Annotated in this window: 19 protein-coding genes and 1 pseudogene; 17 read left to right on the forward strand and 3 right to left on the reverse strand. The window is 61.7% G+C overall.

Annotation, left to right across the window (positions count from 1 at the left end; all coding sequences use genetic code 11):
- Positions 1-137: 137 nt before the first annotated feature.
- The 3 genes and pseudogenes from ACPYOJ_RS24970 to ACPYOJ_RS24980 all read left to right on the forward strand — a co-directional run.
- A pseudogene (locus ACPYOJ_RS24970) lies at positions 138-1,721 on the forward strand (cobaltochelatase subunit CobN); the annotation flags it as partial.
- Positions 1,721-2,353: a cob(I)yrinic acid a,c-diamide adenosyltransferase gene (cobO, locus tag ACPYOJ_RS24975; RefSeq protein ID WP_481418646.1), complete on the forward strand. Its 633-nt coding sequence runs from the start codon at positions 1,721-1,723 to the stop codon at positions 2,351-2,353. The pseudogene ACPYOJ_RS24970 and the gene cobO, both read left to right, overlap by 1 nt.
- An 89-nt stretch (positions 2,354-2,442) precedes the next feature.
- Positions 2,443-3,117 (forward strand): cysteine hydrolase family protein, encoded by a 675-nt coding sequence (locus ACPYOJ_RS24980; protein WP_481418671.1) that lies wholly within the window; start codon positions 2,443-2,445, stop codon positions 3,115-3,117.
- On the opposite strand, the gene ACPYOJ_RS24985 is transcribed toward ACPYOJ_RS24980, so the two are convergent.
- A complete protein-coding gene (locus tag ACPYOJ_RS24985; protein WP_481418647.1) occupies positions 3,114-3,899 on the reverse strand; it encodes a TSUP family transporter in 786 nt (261 codons plus the stop codon). The two genes, ACPYOJ_RS24980 and ACPYOJ_RS24985, sit on opposite strands and share 4 nt — an antisense overlap.
- Before the next feature lie 95 nt (positions 3,900-3,994).
- Between ACPYOJ_RS24985 and ACPYOJ_RS24990 the strand changes: the two genes are divergently transcribed.
- From ACPYOJ_RS24990 to ACPYOJ_RS25050, 13 genes are all read left to right on the forward strand, one after another.
- Positions 3,995-4,414: a cobalamin biosynthesis protein gene (locus ACPYOJ_RS24990; protein ID WP_481418648.1), complete on the forward strand. Its 420-nt coding sequence runs from the start codon at positions 3,995-3,997 to the stop codon at positions 4,412-4,414.
- Positions 4,415-4,484: 70 nt separating this feature from the next.
- Positions 4,485-5,435, forward strand: a complete 951-nt coding sequence (locus tag ACPYOJ_RS24995) for a nucleoside hydrolase (RefSeq protein WP_481418649.1) — start codon at positions 4,485-4,487, stop codon at positions 5,433-5,435.
- 184 nt (positions 5,436-5,619) lie between these two features.
- Positions 5,620-6,462: a uroporphyrinogen-III C-methyltransferase gene (gene cobA, locus ACPYOJ_RS25000; protein WP_481418650.1), complete on the forward strand. Its 843-nt coding sequence runs from the start codon at positions 5,620-5,622 to the stop codon at positions 6,460-6,462.
- Positions 6,459-7,766 carry a cobyrinic acid a,c-diamide synthase CobB gene (locus ACPYOJ_RS25005; RefSeq protein ID WP_481418651.1) on the forward strand — a complete coding sequence of 436 codons (1,308 nt, stop codon included), beginning with the start codon at positions 6,459-6,461 and terminating at the stop codon, positions 7,764-7,766. The genes cobA and ACPYOJ_RS25005 overlap by 4 nt, the downstream gene beginning before the upstream one ends.
- The gene (gene cobD, locus ACPYOJ_RS25010) at positions 7,763-8,764 is read left to right on the forward strand and encodes a threonine-phosphate decarboxylase CobD (protein ID WP_481418652.1); all 1,002 of its coding nucleotides are present in this window, start codon (positions 7,763-7,765) and stop codon (positions 8,762-8,764) included. Before ACPYOJ_RS25005 ends, cobD begins: the two co-directional genes overlap by 4 nt.
- The gene (gene cbiB / locus ACPYOJ_RS25015) at positions 8,761-9,741 is read left to right on the forward strand and encodes an adenosylcobinamide-phosphate synthase CbiB (RefSeq protein WP_481418653.1); all 981 of its coding nucleotides are present in this window, start codon (positions 8,761-8,763) and stop codon (positions 9,739-9,741) included. Before cobD ends, cbiB begins: the two co-directional genes overlap by 4 nt.
- A 194-nt stretch (positions 9,742-9,935) precedes the next feature.
- Positions 9,936-10,214 (forward strand): acyl carrier protein, encoded by a 279-nt coding sequence (locus ACPYOJ_RS25020; protein WP_007533215.1) that lies wholly within the window; start codon positions 9,936-9,938, stop codon positions 10,212-10,214.
- Positions 10,215-10,327: 113 nt separating this feature from the next.
- A complete protein-coding gene (locus ACPYOJ_RS25025) occupies positions 10,328-10,810 on the forward strand; it encodes a 3-hydroxyacyl-ACP dehydratase FabZ family protein (protein WP_481418654.1) in 483 nt (160 codons plus the stop codon).
- Entirely contained in the window at positions 10,807-12,012 is a 1,206-nt protein-coding gene (locus tag ACPYOJ_RS25030; protein ID WP_481418655.1) for a beta-ketoacyl-ACP synthase, read from the forward strand. The genes ACPYOJ_RS25025 and ACPYOJ_RS25030 overlap by 4 nt, the downstream gene beginning before the upstream one ends.
- An 11-nt stretch (positions 12,013-12,023) precedes the next feature.
- Positions 12,024-13,310 (forward strand): beta-ketoacyl-ACP synthase, encoded by a 1,287-nt coding sequence (locus ACPYOJ_RS25035; protein WP_481418656.1) that lies wholly within the window; start codon positions 12,024-12,026, stop codon positions 13,308-13,310.
- Positions 13,311-13,363: 53 nt separating this feature from the next.
- Positions 13,364-14,392: a zinc-binding dehydrogenase gene (locus ACPYOJ_RS25040; RefSeq protein ID WP_481418657.1), complete on the forward strand. Its 1,029-nt coding sequence runs from the start codon at positions 13,364-13,366 to the stop codon at positions 14,390-14,392.
- A 4-nt stretch (positions 14,393-14,396) separates the two neighbouring features.
- Positions 14,397-15,332: a lipid A biosynthesis lauroyl acyltransferase gene (locus ACPYOJ_RS25045; RefSeq protein ID WP_481418658.1), complete on the forward strand. Its 936-nt coding sequence runs from the start codon at positions 14,397-14,399 to the stop codon at positions 15,330-15,332.
- A gap of 188 nt (positions 15,333-15,520) precedes the next feature.
- Positions 15,521-16,234, forward strand: coding sequence for a PAS domain-containing protein (locus ACPYOJ_RS25050; RefSeq protein WP_481418659.1), 714 nt, complete (start codon positions 15,521-15,523; stop codon positions 16,232-16,234).
- 1 nt (position 16,235) lies between these two features.
- Here ACPYOJ_RS25050 and ACPYOJ_RS25055 read toward each other — a convergent pair whose 3' ends face one another.
- Entirely contained in the window at positions 16,236-16,589 is a 354-nt protein-coding gene (locus ACPYOJ_RS25055) for a VOC family protein (RefSeq protein ID WP_481418660.1), read from the reverse strand.
- A gap of 4 nt (positions 16,590-16,593) precedes the next feature.
- Positions 16,594-16,992 carry an SRPBCC family protein gene (locus tag ACPYOJ_RS25060; RefSeq protein ID WP_481418661.1) on the reverse strand — a complete coding sequence of 133 codons (399 nt, stop codon included), beginning with the start codon at positions 16,990-16,992 and terminating at the stop codon, positions 16,594-16,596.
- A 143-nt stretch (positions 16,993-17,135) separates the two neighbouring features.
- Here ACPYOJ_RS25060 and gndA point away from each other — a divergent pair, with 143 nt between their 5' ends.
- Positions 17,136-18,587, forward strand: a complete 1,452-nt coding sequence (gene gndA / locus ACPYOJ_RS25065; protein WP_481418662.1) for an NADP-dependent phosphogluconate dehydrogenase — start codon at positions 17,136-17,138, stop codon at positions 18,585-18,587.
- Positions 18,588-18,813 lie beyond the last annotated feature (226 nt).

Genomic DNA, 18,813 nt, shown 5'->3' on the forward strand with positions numbered 1-18,813 from the left:
GACTAGTCGTCGGCAGCGTCAGATGTGTATAAGAGACAGCCCACAAGGGGGAGGGACTTAACCCGTTGCAGCCCTCTCGATCCAACTCCGTTGCCGAGGTTGCGGTAGATCGATTCAGCGAGGCGCCCGCGGGAAATCCCTCCCCCTTGTGGGGAGGGGTTGGGGAGGGGTCTTCCTTCGATCCCCTGGACTGCAACATGGCCGCCCCTTGGTCCGGTCCGAAACCGGCGATTCTCGCCGACATCTCCGATGCCCCGTGGCGCACCAACGGCGACACCGTCGAGCGCATCGAACTGCTTGCCGCAAAACTCGTCTCCGGTGAAACCCCATGCCCCGCCCTCTGGTCCCAAACCAGATCGGTCCTCACTGAAATCGAAGCCCGCCTGAAACCCTCGATCCTCGCCTGCGGCACGGCTGAAATCGACGGTCTCCTGCGCGGCCTCGATGGCAGCTTCGTCGAACCCGGCCCATCCGGTGCTCCGACGCGCGGGCGGCCTGATGTGCTGCCGACCGGCCGGAACTTCTACTCCGTCGACAGCCGCGCCGTTCCGACGCCTGCAGCCTACGAGCTCGGCAAGAAATCGGCCGAGCTGCTGGTACGCCGTTATGTGCAGGATCACGGCGAGTGGCCGATTTCATTCGGCCTCACGGCTTGGGGCACCTCGAACATGCGCACCGGCGGCGACGACATCGCCCAGGCGCTGGCGCTGATCGGCGTCAAACCGGTCTGGGACATGACTTCGCGCCGCGTCACCGGCTACGAGATCATTCCACCCGCGCTGCTTCGGCGCCCGCGCGTCGACGTGACGTTGCGCATCTCCGGCTTTTTCCGCGATGCGTTTCCAGAGCAGATCGCATTGTTCGACAAGGCGATCCGTGCGGTCGGCATGCTGGACGAGGATGCTGCCGACAATCCGATCGCCGCCCGCATGCGCGGCGAGGTGGCGCGGCTTGCGGCAGCCGGGCTCGACGAGGCCTCCGCCCTGAAACGCGCCGGCTACCGTATCTTTGGCTCGAAACCCGGCGCCTATGGCGCGGGCCTGCAGGCGCTGATCGACGAGAAGGGCTGGGAGCGGCGTGCTGATCTGGCGGAGGCCTATCTCGTCTGGGGCAGCTATGCCTATGGTGCGGCGGAAGAGGGCCGGGCCGAGCGCGGGATCTTCGAGGAGCGGTTGCGCTCGATCCAGGCCGTCGTGCAGAATCAGGACAACCGCGAGCACGACCTGCTCGATAGCGACGACTACTACCAGTTCGAAGGGGGCATGGCGGCTGCGGCCGAACATCTGGGGACCAGTCGCCCGGCGATCTATCACAACGATCATTCGCGGCCGGAAAAGCCGGTCATTCGCTCGCTCGAAGAAGAGATAGGCCGCGTCGTGCGCGGGCGCGTCGTCAATCCGAAATGGATCGACGGCGCCATGCGTCATGGCTACAAGGGTGCCTTCGAGATCGCCGCGACGGTCGACTACCTTTTTGCCTTCGCGGCGACGACCGGTGCTGTCGGCAACCATCACTTCGAAGCGGTCTATCAGGCTTTCGTCGCCGATCCCAAGGTCCGCGATTTCATGGCGGCGAAGAACCCGGCGGCGCTTGCGGAAATGAAGGAGCGGCTGCTCGAGGCGATCGACCGCAATCTCTGGACCCCGCGCAGCAACTCGGCGCGCTTCGACCTTGCGTCAACGCCTCACACTGAAACGGCCAAAATTCGATTGGAAAAATGATGAGCGAAGAACCAGCAGAGACCAGCGAAAAGGACGATGCACGTCACGCCGAAAAGATGGCGAAGAAGAAGGCCGCGCGCGACAAGATCATGGCGACCAAGACGGACGAGAAGGGCCTGATCATCGTCCATACCGGCAAAGGCAAAGGCAAATCCTCGGCTGCCTTCGGCATGATCTTCCGCCACATCGCCCACGGCAAGCCGTCGGCGGTCGTGCAGTTCATCAAGGGTGCGATGTGGACCGGCGAGCGCGATCTGATCGAGAAGCACTTCTCCGACGTCTGCCAATTCCACACCATGGGCGAGGGCTTCACGTGGGAAACGCAGGACCGCGCCCGCGACGTGGCGGCGGCTGCTGCCGCTTGGGAGAAGGCGAAGGAGCTGATTCGCGACGAACGCAATTCCATGGTGCTGCTCGACGAGATCAACATTGCCCTGCGCTACGACTATCTGGACGTCAACGAGGTGATTGCCTTCCTCAAGGCCGAGAAGCCCTACATGACGCACGTCGTACTGACCGGCCGGAACGCCAAGGACGAACTGATCGAGATTGCCGATCTCGTGACCGAGATGGAGCTGATCAAGCATCCGTTCCGCTCGGGCATCAAGGGCCAGCCGGGCGTGGAGTTCTGACGACGCAATCGCGGCTTGGTGATTTGACAGCGGCACGGCTTGCCTCAAGAGTTCTGCCAGTTTTTGAGCGGGCGGAGGGTGCTGTGAAAATGTTGTCGAGCAAGATGAAGGGTCCGGCTGTCGCGGCTGCCGGCTCGCTGTTGATTGCCGTTCTCGGCTTCTCTTCCGCGCATGCGACGATCGTCGATGATTGGAACACGGTCAAGGCACCGGCAGCACCCGAGCTGAAGTCGGTGACGGTCAACAGTTCCGACACGGCGCTTCTGCTGCTCGATTTCAACGGCGCGCAGAATCCCGACAAGGGACCGTGCAACAGCAAGACCAAACCGCGCTGCCTCGCCTCGCTGCCGCAGGTCGAGAAGCTGATGAAAGCGGCTCGCTCGGCAGGGGTGCCTATCATCTACAGTATAACGGCAAATGCCACGCCCGCCGATATCGCGACTGTGCTTGCCCCCAAGGATGGCGACGCAGTCGTGAAGTCTGGCGCCAACAAGTTCATCAATACCGATCTCGAAAAGATACTGGCCGGCAAGGGCATCAAGACCGTGATCGTGACGGGGACCGCATCCGAGGGTGCTGTCCTGAATACGGCCGCCTATGCGGCCCTCAAGGGCATGAATGTCATCTTGCCGGTCGACGGCATGTCGTCCACCGATCCTTACGCCGAGCAATATGTGGCCTGGCACTTCGCCAATGCGCCCGGGGTTTCCGCCAAGACGACGCTGACGAAGATCGACGACATCAAGTTCGAGAAGTCCAACTAGAGACCGAGCCAGACACGTAGCGGATTTACCGGATCGGCGATTAGCTTGATCGCAAAGGCGATGCAGACGACGACGAGCAGCGGCTTGATAAGCCTTGCGCCAATGCGCATGGCAAGCCGTGAGCCTACCTGGGCGCCGAGGAACTGGCAGAACCCCATCAGTAGGCCAATTTTCCAGAGCGTCGCGCCGAAGGAAGCGAAGACGATCAGCGCGCCGACATTCGAGCCGAGATTGAGAAGTTTCGTGTGCGCGGTTGCCTTGAGCATGCCGAAGCCGGCAAGCGTCACGAAGGAGAGCATCAGGAAGGAGCCGGTGCCGGGGCCGAAAACGCCGTCATAAAAGCCGATTGCCGGCACCAGCGTCAGGCCGAATGCAAAAGGCGTTATCCGGCGATGCGTGTCGTTGTCGCTGAGGTTCGGCTTGAAGGCGAAGTAGATCGCGATGGCGACGAGCAGCACCGGCATGACGGCCTGCAGGACTTCACCCGGAACGATGGTCGCGAGTGCTGCGCCGAGCGCGCCGCCCATGACCGCCATCATTGCCATGGGAAGCTGCTCCTGCAGGTTCACATGTCCTTTCTGGGCATAGGCGAGTGTCGCGGAGGCCGCGCCGAACATCGATTGCACCTTGTTCGTGCCAAGCGTCTGCAGCGGCGGAATGCCGGCGATCAGCATCGCAGGCACGGTGATGAGCCCGCCGCCGCCTGCAATGGAATCGACGAAACCGGCAAAGAACGCCGCGATGCAGAGGAGAAGAAGCAGATGAAGGGCGATATCGGGCAAGGCGGGGAACTCGAAAACTGGGGCTGCGCCTTGTTGCATTTCCAGCCTTGGCCTGCAATGGCTGGAGACACATAGACGCGTTATTTCAAGGGCCGATGACCGGGATCAAATTCGATATCTCACACCGCCATGTGCTTGGCCTCGGTTGCGAGCGCGGGACACCGGCCGATGAGGTTCTGACGCTCGCGGCCGAAGCCCTGCGGCTGGCTGGGTTGGCGCCCGGCAATCTTGCGGCGGTAGCCTCCATCGACGGCCGTGCTGAGGAGCCTGCCGTTCTTGAGGCCGCTGCGCGCCTCGGCGTACCGGTGCTGTTTTTCAGCGCCGCACGGCTCGAGGAGGAGACGCCGAGGCTCAAGAACCCTTCCGACGTCGTTTTTGCCCGCGTCGGGTGCCACGGCGTTGCCGAGTCCGCCGCATTGGCCGCCGCCGGTGAGATGGCCGAGCTCGCGGTACCCAAGATAAAATCGCCACACGCCACCGCAGCGATCGCCCGCACGCTGTTGCAGAAAGAATAGCGGGCGTTATGGTGTTGCCACTTCGCTCGCCATCCTCGCGCGTTGGCAAATAGCACTAAAAGGAAATTTCATGCACAAGGTCATTTATGACACCGATCCGGGCGTCGACGACGCCATGGCGCTCCTCTTCCTGCACCGTCATCCGGACATCGATCTGATCGGCATCACGACGGTCTTCGGCAATGCCTCGATCGAGACGACGACGCGCAACGCGCTGTTTTTGAAGCGTGAATGGAATATCCCGGCACCGGTTGCCAAGGGGGCGAATGCAACGATCGATCCGTCCCGGAGGGAGATCGGTTGGCCGACCCACGTCCACGGCGAAGATGGCCTCGGCAATATCGATGTGCCGGAAACCATCGATCTGCCGCTCGATCCGCGTCCGGCCTATAGGTTCATCATCGATACCGTGCGCGCCAATCCCGGCGAGGTAACACTCGTTGCCGTCGGCCGCATGACGAACCTTGCGTTGGCGCTGAGAGAAGATCCGGAGATCGCCAGGCTGGTGAAGGCCGTCGTCATCATGGGCGGCAATTTTTATGTGCACGGCAACGTCTCGCCCGTCGCCGAAGCCAATATCCACGGTGACCCGGAAGCGGCCGACATCGTCATGACCGCGCCCTGGAAGGTGGCCGTCATCGGTCTCGACGTCACCGCCGTCACCACGATGAGCCGCGGCTATCTCGGCGAGATGGCGGCACGCGGCGACGAGGCCGTCAGGCTGCTCGACGCTCTCTCACAAGATTACATCGACTTCTATAAGCATGCGGTCGACGACGGCATGATGGTGCATGACAGCTGCGCCTGCGTCTACCTCGTGGCGCCGGAACTCTTCACGACGATGACCGGCCCGGTTCGCGTCGTCTGCGGTGGTATCGCCGATGGTCAGACGATCTTGAAGCCGGATGGCCGGCGCTTCCCGCCGGGCGAATGGGATGGCCGTCCGAGCCAAATCGTGTGCACCGGCATCGAGTCGGAAAAGGTGATCGGCCTCATTCGCGAAACGCTGCTGCGCGTTTGATGAATTGCGGACCGGCCGGGTCTCCGGCCGGTCCGCTCTTGTCGAATCCGATCAATGGGATGGCGCGCTTTCCTTTCATCCGGATACAGCGTCTTCGAAAATTGAGTCGGCTTCCATTTCGCACCTGCGCCCGGATTCTACGGTTGCCGTTGACCTAGTCTGCCGCCGGGCATAGACCACCAGGATGATTGAAAACGCATTCTTACATCTGCCGGTGCTGGAGCCGGGCAGCGTCTGGCTCGTGGGCGCCGGGCCGGGCGACCCTGGGCTGCTGACGCTGCTTGCCGCAAAGGGAATGGCAGAAGCCGATGCGATCGTTCACGACGCGCTGGTGAATGAGGAATGCCTGAAGCTCGCCCGGCCCGACGCAGTTCTCGAATATGCCGGCAAGCGGGGCGGCAAGCCTTCCGCCAAGCAGCGCGATATCTCACTTCGCCTGGTCGAGCTCGCGCGCGCCGGCAAGCGTGTGCTGCGGCTGAAGGGCGGTGATCCTTTCGTCTTCGGCCGCGGCGGCGAGGAGGCGCTGACGCTGGTCGAGCACAACATTCCGTTCCGCATCGTGCCCGGCATCACGGCGGGTATCGGCGGCCTCGCCTATGCGGGCATTCCCGTCACCCATCGCGACGTCAATCACGCCGTCACCTTCCTGACCGGCCACGATTCCTCCGGCATCGTGCCGGACGCGGTCAACTGGGAAGCGATCGGTCGCGGCTCGCCGGTCATCGTCATGTATATGGCGATGAAGCACATTGCGCAGATCAGCGCCAATCTGATTGCAGCGGGCCGTAAGCCGTCGGAGCCCGTCGCCTTCGTCTGCAATGCGGCCACGCGCGGTCAGCAGGTGCTGGAGACCACACTTGGCGAGGCACCGGCGGCCGTGGCCGCATCCGGCCTTGAGCCGCCCGCTGTCGTCGTCGTCGGCGAGGTCGTGAGGCTGCGCTCCTCGCTTGATTGGCTAGGCGCGCTGGCGGGACGCCGGCTTGAGCCCGATCCGTTCCGGGACACCGAAGGCAGGGTGACGGCATGAGCGGGCTCTTGATCGCCGCGCCGTCTTCCGGTTCTGGCAAAACCACGATCACGCTCGGCCTGCTTCGAGCGCTTCGCAACCGCGGCGTCGCCATCGCCCCCGGCAAGGCCGGCCCGGATTATATCGATCCTGCATTTCACTCGGCAGCCAGCGGAACGCCGTGCCTGAATTTCGATGCCTGGGCAATGCGGCCGGAACTGATTTCCGCCAATGCCGCGCTGCATCGGAGCGGCGACCGCATCCTCGTCATCGAGGCGATGATGGGGCTTTTCGACGGCGCTGCCGATGGCACGGGCTCTCCCGCCAACCTCGCTGCGATGATGGGCCTTTCCGTCGTTCTCGTCGTCGACGCGTCGCGGATGTCGCACTCGGTCGCGCCGCTCGTCACCGGCTTTGCGGGTTTTCGCGCCGATGTCCGCATCGCCGGCGTCATCCTCAACAAGGTAGGCAGCGATCGGCACGAGGCGATGCTGCGCCACGCGTTGGATGCGATCCGCATGCCGGTGGTTGCGGTCATTCGCAGCGACAAGACGCTGGTCCTGCCGGAGCGGCATCTGGGCCTCGTCCAGGCCGGCGAACATCAGGGGCTCGAAGCCTTCATCGAGCATGCGGCCGAGGCAGTCTCGGTCGATTGCAATTTCGAATTTCTTCTGCGGGTCGCGCGGCAGGGCCTCAACACCCCCTCTATCGCCAATATCCGTCGGCTTCCGCCGCTCGGAACTCACATTGCCGTCGCCCGCGATATCGCCTTTGCCTTTTCCTACGAACATATGCTGCTCGGTTGGCGCCGGCGGGGAGCGACGATCTCCTTCTTCTCGCCGCTTGCCGATGAGGCGCCCGCTGCCGATGCCGATGCAATCTACCTGCCCGGCGGCTACCCGGAGCTGCATGCCGGAGAAATCGCAGGCGCCCGGAACTTTCGCCGACGGATGATGGAGGCCGCAGGGCGCGGCACGCGCATCTATGGCGAGTGCGGCGGCTACATGGTGCTCGGAGAAGGGCTGATCGACGCCGATGGCAAACGGCACGAAATGCTCGGCCTGCTGCCGGTCGTCACGAGCTATGAGGAGCGCAGCCGCCACCTCGGTTATCGCCGCGTTCAGCCGGTCGACGAGTCGTTCTTCGGCCACCCGATGACGGCCCATGAATTTCATTTTTCGAATGTCGTCCGGGAAGGCGAGGCCGACCGGCTCTTCCGAGTCCGCGACGCGCTCGGGACCGATCTCGGTGAGGCTGGCCTTCGCCGCGGCCAGATCGCAGGGTCCTACATGCATCTGATCGACCTTGCCGGAGCGCCTGCATGAGCGCTCCGATCGTCCACGGCGGCGGGATCACTGCTGCCGCCGCCGCTTTCGGCGGAAGGCCGGAGGACTGGCTCGATCTGTCGACCGGCATCAACCCATGTCCGGTTGCGCTGCCCGCCATCCCCGCTGCATCATGGCATCGCCTGCCCGACAAGCATCTGGTGCAATCCGCTGTGCTCGCTGCCCGCGACTACTATCGCAGCGGTGCTCTCCTGCCGCTGCCTGTTCCGGGCACGCAATCGGTCATTCAGCTGCTGCCGCGGCTGGTCGAGTCCGGCAGGCGGGTGGCGATCGTTTCGCCGACCTACGGGGAATACCAGAAGGCGTTCGAATCCGCGGGCTTCATCGTGGATATGGTCGATGGCATCGCCGCCATCGATGACGGGCATGCGCTTGCCGTTGTCGTCAATCCGAACAATCCCGATGGCCGAAGCCACGGAGCCGACGAACTGGCCGCGCTGCATAATCGGCTCAAAGGGCAGGGCGGCTATCTCGTTGTCGACGAAGCCTTTGGCGATATGGAATCGGACGGGAGCCTTGCGCCTCTGGCGTCACAGCTTTCAAATCTCGTCATCTTCCGTTCGTTCGGAAAGTTCTTCGGGCTAGCAGGTCTGCGGCTTGGCTTCGTCATCGCAGTCGGCGGGATCCGCGAGCGTTTTGAGGATTGGCTTGGCCCCTGGGCGGTATCCGGTCCGGCGCTATCGCTTGCCGCATCCCTGCTGCGGGCGGATACCGGCCCGATTGTCCGCAGGATCGCCGAGCGCCATGATGCGCTGCAGGACGTGCTGAAAAGGTCCGGTTTGAAAATCGCCGGCGGCACTGCGCTCTTTGCACTCGTTGAAGACGGCCGTGCAGGCGACATTCACACACACCTCTGCCGCCATCATATTCTCGTCCGCAAGTTTGACTATGCGCCGGATTGGCTGCGCTTCGGCCTCTCGCCCGATCCTGTCGCCGACCAGAGACTGGCGGCCGCTTTGGAAAGCTTCGACGGATGATGATCGACGAAAATCTCCTTGTCCTTTTGCTGGCGCTCCTGCTGGATTGGATTGTCGGTGATCCCGATTGGCTCTGGTCGCGGAGTCCGCATCCCGTCGCCATCTTCGGCAAGGCGATCTCGCATTTCGACCGGCAATTCAACAGCGAGACGCTGACGAAGGCCGAGCGGCGGCTGAACGGCACCGTTTCCATCACCATTTTGCTTGCGCTTAGTGCCGCCGCAGGTGTTGTGCTTCATGAGTTTTTCGGCCTGCTCGGCTTTGTCGGTATTCTGCTCGAGGTCGTCTGCGTCGCCATCCTGCTCGCGCAGAAGAGCCTTTCGGACCATGTGTCTGCTGTGGCGGACGCCCTGCGCGGAGAGGGAATCTTCGCCGGCCGCAAAGCCGTCTCGCGCATTGTCGGCCGCGATCCCGAAATCCTGGATGAGGCGGGCGTGTGTCGTGCTGCGATCGAAAGTCTCGCCGAAAACTTCTCCGATGGCGTCGTTGCGCCGGCCCTCTGGTATGCATTGCTCGGGCTGCCCGGACTGTTCATGTACAAGATGTTGAATACCGCCGACTCCATGATCGGCCACAAGTCGGACAAGTATGTGGATTTCGGCTGGGCGGCGGCGCGCCTCGATGATGTCGCAAACTGGCCTGCCGCACGTCTTTCGATTCTGCTGATCGCCGCAGGAGCCTGGCTTCGGCGCGGAGGGCGCGCCTGCCGCGACGCCTTCAAGATTGCGATCCGCGACGGCGGCCTTCACCGGTCGCCAAATTCCGGCCGGCCTGAAGCGGCGATGGCCGGAGCACTGAATATTCAACTTGCGGGTCCGCGTGTCTATTCCGGCATCCTGGTCAAGGAGCCGATGATCAACGGCGGCGGTCGCGCCATTGCTACCGTCGAAGATGTCGAAGATGCTCTTGGGGTATTCAACGCGAGTTGCATGGTACTGGCGATCGCTGTGTTTCTGATTTTCTTTGCCCTGCTCTGAGGCACGCGTCATCACTGGTAAAATGCGGATGGCGCTTCCGAAAGCCGGCCTGCGCGGCTCCCGGCGCTTTGCTGCTTTGCTGTTTCGGCAACAGCTGTACGCCAAAATTTAGAGCAGACCGTCCGAAAGCATTGGCTTTTGAACCGGATTTGCCTATGAGGGGGATAAATCCGTCATTCAAAGAGGTACAGTGCGTGACCGCTACATTCGATAAAGTCGCCGACATCATAGCCGAAACCAGCGAGATCGACCGCGACACGATCAAGCCGGAAAGCCATACGATCGACGACCTCGGTATCGATAGCCTCGACTTCCTCGATATCGTTTTCGCCATCGACAAGGAATTCGGCATCAAGATCCCGCTCGAAAAGTGGACGCAGGAAGTCAACGAGGGCAAGGTTTCCACCGAAGAATACTTCGTGCTGAAGAACCTTTGCGCCAAGATCGACGAGCTTCGCGCCGCCAAGGCCTGAACGCTACCGCTGAATTTTTTTCCGCCCTGCCTCTGCGAACCGTAGCGGCCGGGCGGTTTTGTTCCTAACTAGGCGTCTTCGGCGGTTTCTTTTCCGCCGGGCCGGAGGATCCGATGCTGCTGGAATATTTCCAGATGATTGACCGCATAGAAACGGTTGACCTCGAAAAGGGGACGCTCAAGGCACGTTCGGTCGTGCCGGCGAAAAGCCCTGTCTTTGAAGGCCATTTTCCAGGCATGCCGCTCGTTCCGGGCGTTCTTCTCATCGAAACCATGGCGCAGGCATCCGGCATGCTGGTGCTGGCGGCGACAGACTTTGCCGCGATGCCCTTCTTGATGTCGGTCGATGGCGCCAAGATGCGCACCTTTGTCGAGCCCGAGGCGGTTCTCGACATCGAGGCGGTTCTGGAGCATGACGGGTCTGGCTTTGCCGTGACCAAGGCCAAGATCACGAGCGGCGGCAAGAAGGTCTGCGATGCGCAATTGAAGCTGCGTACCATGCCTTTCAGTGAGATTCCGCTTGGCGATATCGTGAAGAAGCGCGCGAGCGAAGTAGGCCTTATGGATGCAATCGCTCGACAGGGAGTGAAGGGATGAGCAAGGCTCAAAATGATGTCGTCATTACCGGCGTTGGTATTGTCACCTGTCAGGGCGTCGGCACGGAGGCGCATGTCGCGCTGCTGACTGCCAGCCGCGCGCCGGAGCCGGTCGTCGAGGCCGAGAAGTTCAAACCTTATCCGGTCCACCCGCTGCCCGAAATCGACTGGTCAGAGCAGATCGCCAAGCGAGGCGATCAGCGGCAGATGGAAAACTGGCAGCGGATCGGCGTCTTTGCCGCCGGCCTCGCGCTCGATGACGCAGGTTTCAAGGATGATGCGGCGGCCTGCGGCACCATGGACATGATCGTGGCGGCCGGCGGCGGCGAGCGCGACATCAATGTCGATACGCTGATCGTCGACGAGGGCCTGAAGCGCAATGACCGCGAGCTGCTGCTCAATGAGAAGTTGACCACGGAACTGCGTCCGACGCTCTTTCTGGCGCAGCTTTCCAACCTGCTCGCCGGCAATATCTCGATCGTGCACAAGGTCACCGGCTCCTCGCGTACCTTCATGGGCGAGGAAGCGGCCGGCATCTCCGCCGTCGAGACTGCATTCTACCGGATCAAGTCCGGCGAGTCCTCGCATGCGCTTGTCGGCGGCGCTTTTGCCGCCGAGCGCCAGGACATGATCCTGCTCCCGGAATCGATCGGTGCCCACGCGCAGGGCAATTGGGCTCCCCTTTGGTCCCGCAAGGACGGTGAAGGCGGCGGCATGATCCTGGGAACGGCGGGTGCGTTCCTCGTGCTCGAATCGCGCAAGCACGCCGAAGAGCGCGGCGCTCATATCTATGCCACGGTCGATTCCATCGAAGGCGATCGCGGGAGCCGCAATGCCGGAAACTTCGAAGCCCGCCTCGAGCGCCTGCTTCGGCCAGCGAAGGCGCTGCCGCCGGAAAGCACCGCCATCTTCTCGGGCTCGACCGGCATGCATGATCTGGCGGCACGCGAGAAGGCGGTTCTCGAGCACCAGCTTCCGGGCGCGGCCGTCCGCGGCTTCGGCGGCGTTTCCGGCCATGCCATAGAAGCGCAGTTTACCCTTGGCCTTGCTTTCGCTGCACTCGCCGTTGATAGAAAAGCCAAGGTTCCGCCTTTCGACGCCGCTCAGGAAAAGCCGATGAGCGCGGGTACAACCGCGGCCGTCGTCACCACGGTCGGCCACCAGCGCGGCGAAGGTGTCGCCGTTCTTTCCGCGGAAGCGTGAGGAGTGATCAAATGACAGAATCTGCTTACAAGGATCATCTCGGCCGTCCGATCGTCGCGGTCACCGGCATGGGCATCATCACCTCGCTCGGCCAGGGGCTCAAGGACAACTGGGAGGCTTTGACGTCCGGCACCTCCGGCATCCATGAGATCACGCGCTTCCCGACCGACGGACTCTCGACCCGCATCGCCGGCACGGTCGATTTCATCGACATTCCGGTGCCAAACGCCGTCGAACGGTCCTACGCGCTCGCTCGCGAAACGACGATCGAAGCGCTGGCCGACGCCGATATCTCCGGTGACTTCAACGGTCCGCTGTTCCTGGCGGCTCCACCGATCGAGCCGGAATGGAGCGCGCGCTTCGACCTCGGCGACCGTTCGCCACCGTCCGACCATGCAGGCGACGTCTACGAACGCTTCCTTGCGGCCATGCGCAAGCGCACCGACGCGGCATTTCACGAGGCGGCGCTCTTTGGTGCGATCTCCGAACGTCTCGCCGACCGTTTCGGCACGCGCGGCCTGCCGGTGACGCTGTCGACCGCCTGTGCATCCGGCGCGACAGCCATCCAGCTCGGCATCGAAGCGATCCGGCAGGGCCGTACCGACCGCGCGCTTGCCGTTGCCACCGACGCTTCGCTGAGTGCGGAAGCCCTCATCCGCTTCTCCCTGCTTTCGGCGCTTTCGACGCAGAACGATCCGCCGACTAGGGCATCGAAGCCGTTCAGCAAGGATCGCGACGGTTTCGTCATCGCCGAGGGTGCCGCGACGCTCGTGCTGGAATCACTGGAGGCCGCCATTGCACGCGGCGCCAAGGTGCTCGGCATCATGAAGGGTGCGGGCGACAAGGCCGACTCCTTCCATCGCACGCGCTCCTCGCCGGATGGCGGGCCTGCGATCGCTACAATCCGCGCAGCGCTCGCGGATGCGGGCATCGACCACACCGAAATCGGCTACATCAACGCGCACGGCACCTCGACGCCGGAGAACGACAAGATGGAATATGCCTCCATGCTCGCCGTCTTCGGCGACCGCATGCCCGCCATTCCGCTATCGTCCAACAAGTCGATGATCGGCCATACGCTGACGGCGGCCGGTGCGGTCGAAGCGGTCTTCTCGCTGCAGACCATGCTGACCGGCACGCTGCCGCCGACGATCAACTACAACAATCCGGATCCGGCGATCGTCCTCGATGTCGTGCCGAACAAGAAGCGTGCGCAACAGGTTTCCGCCGTGCTTTCGAACTCGTTCGGATTCGGTGGACAGAACGCCAGCCTTGTCATGGCGCTCGAACCGGCTTAAGCGGTTCCCGAAAGATAAGAGAGATAAAACGCCTTCGAGGCGAAAGGTTTTCTATGCGCGCTTTGCAACTGGTCGACGACCGCAAGCTTGAGATCACTGACCTGCCGGAGCCGGACGCTCCGGCCGCAGGCGAGGTGACGCTGCGCGTCAAGGCGGTCGCCCTCAACCATATCGATGTCTGGGGCTGGCGCGGCATGGCATTTGCCAAGCGCAAGATGCCGCTCGTCATCGGTGCGGAGGCCTCGGGCGTCGTGGAAGCCATCGGGCCTGGCGTCGCGAATGTTCTGCCCGGCCAGCTCGTCGCCATCTACGGCGCGCGCACCTGTGGTCTCTGCCGTCCGTGTCGCGAAGGCCGCGACAATCTCTGTGAACACGTTTCCGGCGTGCACGGCTTCCATCTCGACGGCTTCGCGCAGGAAAAGGTGAACCTCCCCGCCCGCCTTCTCGTTCCGGCACCTCCCGGCGTCGATGCTGTTGGCGCCGCCCTTGCGCCGGTCACCTTCGGTACTGTCGAGCATATGCTGTTCGACAATGCCAAGCTCGAGCCGGGCGAGACGATCCTCGTTCATGCCGGCGGCTCCGGCATCGGCACGGCCGCGATCCAACTCGCGAAGAAGATCGGCTGCACGGTGATCACCACCGTTGGCTCGGACGACAAGATCGAGAGGGCGAAGGCCCTTGGTGCCGATCACGTCATCAATTATCGGACGGACCGCTTCGAGGGCGTTGTGCGCAAGCTCACCAAGAAGAAAGGCGTCGACGTCGTCTTCGAACACGTAGGCAAGGATACCTGGGCCGGCTCGATGCTTTGCCTCAAGCGGGGCGGCCGCCTGGTCACTTGCGGCTCGACCTCCGGCGTTTCCACCGAGATGAACCTCATGATGCTCTTCCAGCAGCAGCTGAAGCTCCTGGGCTCCTTCGGCTGCCGCATGGAAAATATGGCGGACGCCATGCAGAAGATGGGGCGTGGCCTCGTTCATCCGGTCATCGATACCGAGGTCGGCTTCGATGACATCGACCGCGCGCTCGAGCGGATGGAGTCTCGGCAGATCTTCGGCAAGATCATCCTGAAGATGGACTGAGCCTGTGAAGCTCTTCATCACCAGGATCGTTCTGAAGCTGGAGCGTTTTCGCCAATGGCTGATCGCTCAGCTGATGTTCGGCTTCCTGAATTTCCTGAAGATTTTTCCGGCCGACGGGGCGATCTCTTTTGCCGATTGGCTGACGCGCAAGATCGGTCCACACACGCCCCGTCACAAGCTGATGCTCTTCAATCTGCGCAATGCCTTTCCCGAAAAGAGCGATGCGGAGATCGAAGCGATCGCCGTGGCAAGCTGGGGCAATATGGGGCGTCTGGCGGCGGAGTACGTGTTCCTAGATCGGTTGTTCGATTACGACTACTACCGGCCCGAGCCCGGCCGGGTGGAGGTTTCGGGCATTCCGATTTTCATGGAACTGCGGGACAATCCGCGCCCGTTCATCGTGTTCACCGGACATACCGGCAACTTTGAACTCCTGCCGGTGGCGGGCGCCGCTTTCGGCCTGCAGGTGACGGTACTGTTCCGCCCGCCGAACAACCCTTATGTCGCCCAGAAAATCTTCGATTTCCGCAGCACCCGCATGGGCAAGCTCGTACCGTCGCATGCCGGCTCATCCTTTGCGCTGGCCCGCCAGCTCGAAGCCGGGCAGGGCGTCGGCGTCCTTGTCGACCAGAAGTTCCGCAAGGGGCTGAAGACCAAGTTCTTTGGCCTGAATGTCAAGACGAACCCGCTGCTGCCGAAACTCGTACGGCAGTTCAATTGCGATGTGTATCCCGCACGCTGCATCCGGCTGCCTGGCAACCGCTACCGGTTGGAGATCGAGCCGAAGCTCGAAATGCCCCGTGACGAGAAGGGCAATCTCGACGTTACGGCGACTGCTCAGATGTTGAACGACAAGGTTGAGAGCTGGGTGCGGGAATATCCCGCGCAATGGCTTTGGTACCACGACCGCTGGAAGGTAAAGCACGAAATTCTTAATTGAAGAGGTGCATCCCCTTATATTTCATCCATTAAAATTCGATCCGACGTCGCGTTGAATATGAACGCTGTTCATGTTAGCCCTTCTACTAAGGCGAGTAGCGGCGTGCGTGAAGATGTGGCGTGCGTTGCATTTCGCTAAAGCAGGTATAAGTTGAATCTCTTAGAGAAACGAGCGACCTGGGGGGCGCCTTGCTTGAACTTTTGCAAGCTTTTACATCGCGGTGCACGCAGATCGAGGAAGCCATACGCGTCGGCGACGATGTGCGTGTTGCAACTCTAGATTGCGATATCGAACCTCTGGTTCAAGTGATCCTGAACTATAATGCTGCAACCTTGCTGGAAATGTGCATGCAGCTCCAATTTGTCGCCCACTTGTTGCAACAGGAGGTCGACGAGGGCACCAGCGTCAGCAATCATGCGGCAGTCCTCACGTCACTGCTCAATCGCTACTTCGGAGCGCCGCGGCGCCGGGAAGTCGTGTCTCCGCAACAAATCCCGTTGGCGTCACCAAAGCGCTACATGCCCGATATCGACAATGGGAATTTTCTGAACTGGGCAATTCTGGAAACGTTGCCTGATCGCGTTGCCGTAGTTACACCCGATTACCGGTATCTTTATTCCAATCAGGTCAATTGCGCATATCTCGGACGCAAGCCGATCGATATGGTCGGTCGGCACGTGATGGAGTTTATCGGCGAGGAGCGGTTCCTGGCACGGTCGAAGGTCAACTTCGATGCCTGCTTCGCCGGTCAGCTCGTCGATTTCTACTACGAGCAGCGCAACGGAAGCAGGAGCGTGCGCTGCCGCATGTCGCCGTTGCGTGATTCGTCGGGGCAGGTTCTGGGGGCGCTTGTGGTGATCGAAACCGCTGCGGCCGCTGCAGTTTCATCAATCGCAGCCTAGGCTAGACCTTGCTCCACACTGCGAGCTCGTACCCGTCCCTGTCGAGGAAATGAAATCGCCTGCCGCCCGGAAAGGCGGTGATCGGCTTTGCGATCGTGCCTCCGGCGCGCTCCACCTTCGATACGGCTTCCTCGAGATTGTCTGCGTAAAGGATCACGTACGGGCCGCCGGGGCGCGGCGGCGCGAGATTGGTGAAACCGCCCTTCAGGCGGCCGTCATCGAACTCACAGTAATTGGGACCGTAATCCGTGAAACGCCAACCGAATGCATCCCCGTAGAAGCTCTTTGCCGCCGCTATATCGGTAACGTTGAATTCGACGTAGTCGATCTTCAGGTCGTTTGCGCTCTTTTCCATGGAATTACATCTCCATCAATGATTTCAAGGCGCCGAGATCTTTCTGCACGTGGGCCGTATCGGCTGCGAACTGCTCGTCCGTCATGCCTGGCTGTCTCAACAGTGTAAACATCACCTCGCAGCCGCTGCCATTCGGGACGATTCGCAAAGCGTTGTAGACCCGCAGCCCGCTTTCGATCGTAACCGTATGGTCGATCACGCCGAACTCATTACGTGGAACAAAGCTCACCCGCACTGATCCAAGAACGCCGTGCGCGATCCAGTCGTTTCCATCCGGCTCGAGACCCGAGGCCAGTCCGGATGCCCAGAGCGGCATGTTCTCCGGCTTGCCGGCAAAGTCGTAAACGTCCTTCCAGTTGCGATCGACCGAGCAGTGAACGATTTTGGCGGGCAGGGTGCTCATCTTGCTTTCCTCGGCGTCTCCTCGGCTTACTGTAGCAGAGGAAAGGCTCCATGTTGGGAAAAGTTGATCCGGCGCCGGCAGACCGATTGGCGGCCTTCCGTACTTGCCGTTTTGGCCGGAGAGTGCCACAACACCGGTCCGGAATGACACATCGGAGGTGTATCGTGGAAAAGGCAGAAATCGGGCTGATCGGCCTTGCCGTCATGGGTTCCAATCTGGCGCTCAACATTGCGGAAAAAGGCAACAAGATAGCGGTCTTCAACCGCACTCCTGAGAAGACGGATGAATTCTACGAAAGCGCCGGCGATCTGAAGAAGCAGATCATCCCCTGCAAGACGATCGAGGAGTTCGTTGCCGCGATCCGCCCGCCGCGCCCGATCATTATCATGATCAAGGCAGGTGATCCGGTCGATCAGCAGATGGAGGCGCTGCGCCCGCATCTGGAGAAGAACGACATCATGATCGATGCAGGCAACGCCAACTTCCGCGATACGGTTGCCCGCTTCGATCGCCTCAAGGATACAGGCCTCACCTTCATCGGCATGGGCGTTTCCGGCGGCGAGGAAGGTGCCCGCCACGGCCCGTCGATCATGGTCGGCGGAACCGAAGACTCCTGGAAGCGCGTGGAGAAGGTTCTCACCTCGATTGCAGCCAAGTACAATGGCGATCCCTGCGTCGCCTGGCTTGGCAACGATGGCGCCGGCCACTTCGTCAAGACAATCCATAACGGCATCGAATACGCCGACATGCAGATGATCGCCGAAATCTACGGCATCTTCCGCGACGGCCTCGGCAAGGATTCGCAGGAGATCAGCAAGATCTTCGGTCAGTGGAACAAGGGCCGCCTGAACTCCTACCTGATTGAGATTTCCGAGAAGGTGCTCGCCGCTACCGATCCGATCTCCAAGGGCTCGATGGTCGACATGATCCTCGACAAGGCCGGCCAGAAGGGTACCGGCAAGTGGTCGGCGATCGAAGCGCAGAACATGGGTATTCCGGCGACCGCCATCGAGGCTGCCGTCGCCGCCCGCAGCATCTCCTCGATGAAGGAGCAGCGTGAAGCTGCCGAGAAGATCTTCGGCAAGCCAGAATACAAGTTCCCGATCGCTTACGGTCCGGAACTCGACAAGGATTTGGAGCTGGCACTGTTTGCCGCAAAGATCGGCGCCTACGCGCAGGGCTTTGCCGTCATGGCGGAAGCCTCCCGCGAGTTCAACTGGTCGCTGCCCATGCCCACGATCGCGAAGATCTGGCGCGCCGGCTGCATCATCCGCTCACAGTTCCTCGATGAGATCACCAGTGCCTTCACCAAGGCCCCGGATGCGGCAAACCTCATCGTGACGCCGGCCTTTTCGGAGATGGTCAAGGAATCGGTCCCGGCGCTCCGCCGCGTCGTGGCAGCTGCCCTCCAGGCTGGTCTGCCTGTGCCGGCGCTCACCTCGGCGCTCACCTATTTCGACGCCTACCGCCAGGGTCGCGGCACTGCCAACCTCATCCAGGCGCAGCGTGACTTCTTCGGCGCGCATGGCTTCGACCGTGTCGACGGCAAGGATTTCCATCACGGACCGTGGGGGAGCGGTGCGGCGAGCTTCTGAAGGTTGCGTTTTATGAATTGAAGGAAAGCCCGGCTTCGGTCGGGCTTTTTTATTGCCGTATCCTCCGTCATTCCGGTGCTTGTCACAGGAAGCCAGCCAACGCGCGTCTGCGCGATGAATGACTTATTTTTCTTCAGGTAGGAGAGTTTCCCGCGCCCATGGACATGGGCGCATTGGATTCCTGTGACAAGCACAGGAATGAGGGAGCGCGCTCGCGTCTCAGGTC

The sequence above is a fragment of the Rhizobium sp. SVR5-9E genome (genome assembly GCF_056755095.1).

What these genes read in the sequence shown, in the direction of transcription:
- cobO (WP_481418646.1), top strand. Translation starts at nt 1,721, where the DNA reads ATGAGCGAAGAACCAGCAGAGACCAGCGAAAAGGACGATGCACGTCAC.
- ACPYOJ_RS24980 (WP_481418671.1), top strand. Translation starts at nt 2,443, where the DNA reads ATGTTGTCGAGCAAGATGAAGGGTCCGGCTGTCGCGGCTGCCGGCTCG.
- ACPYOJ_RS24990 (WP_481418648.1), top strand. Translation starts at nt 3,995, where the DNA reads ATGACCGGGATCAAATTCGATATCTCACACCGCCATGTGCTTGGCCTC.
- ACPYOJ_RS24995 (WP_481418649.1), top strand. Translation starts at nt 4,485, where the DNA reads ATGCACAAGGTCATTTATGACACCGATCCGGGCGTCGACGACGCCATG.
- cobA (WP_481418650.1), top strand. Translation starts at nt 5,620, where the DNA reads ATGATTGAAAACGCATTCTTACATCTGCCGGTGCTGGAGCCGGGCAGC.
- ACPYOJ_RS25005 (WP_481418651.1), top strand. Translation starts at nt 6,459, where the DNA reads ATGAGCGGGCTCTTGATCGCCGCGCCGTCTTCCGGTTCTGGCAAAACC.
- cobD (WP_481418652.1), top strand. Translation starts at nt 7,763, where the DNA reads ATGAGCGCTCCGATCGTCCACGGCGGCGGGATCACTGCTGCCGCCGCC.
- cbiB (WP_481418653.1), top strand. Translation starts at nt 8,761, where the DNA reads ATGATGATCGACGAAAATCTCCTTGTCCTTTTGCTGGCGCTCCTGCTG.
- ACPYOJ_RS25025 (WP_481418654.1), top strand. Translation starts at nt 10,328, where the DNA reads ATGCTGCTGGAATATTTCCAGATGATTGACCGCATAGAAACGGTTGAC.
- ACPYOJ_RS25030 (WP_481418655.1), top strand. Translation starts at nt 10,807, where the DNA reads ATGAGCAAGGCTCAAAATGATGTCGTCATTACCGGCGTTGGTATTGTC.
- ACPYOJ_RS25035 (WP_481418656.1), top strand. Translation starts at nt 12,024, where the DNA reads ATGACAGAATCTGCTTACAAGGATCATCTCGGCCGTCCGATCGTCGCG.
- ACPYOJ_RS25040 (WP_481418657.1), top strand. Translation starts at nt 13,364, where the DNA reads ATGCGCGCTTTGCAACTGGTCGACGACCGCAAGCTTGAGATCACTGAC.
- ACPYOJ_RS25055 (WP_481418660.1), bottom strand. Translation starts at nt 16,589, where the DNA reads ATGGAAAAGAGCGCAAACGACCTGAAGATCGACTACGTCGAATTCAAC.
- ACPYOJ_RS25060 (WP_481418661.1), bottom strand. Translation starts at nt 16,992, where the DNA reads ATGAGCACCCTGCCCGCCAAAATCGTTCACTGCTCGGTCGATCGCAAC.
- gndA (WP_481418662.1), top strand. Translation starts at nt 17,136, where the DNA reads ATGACACATCGGAGGTGTATCGTGGAAAAGGCAGAAATCGGGCTGATC.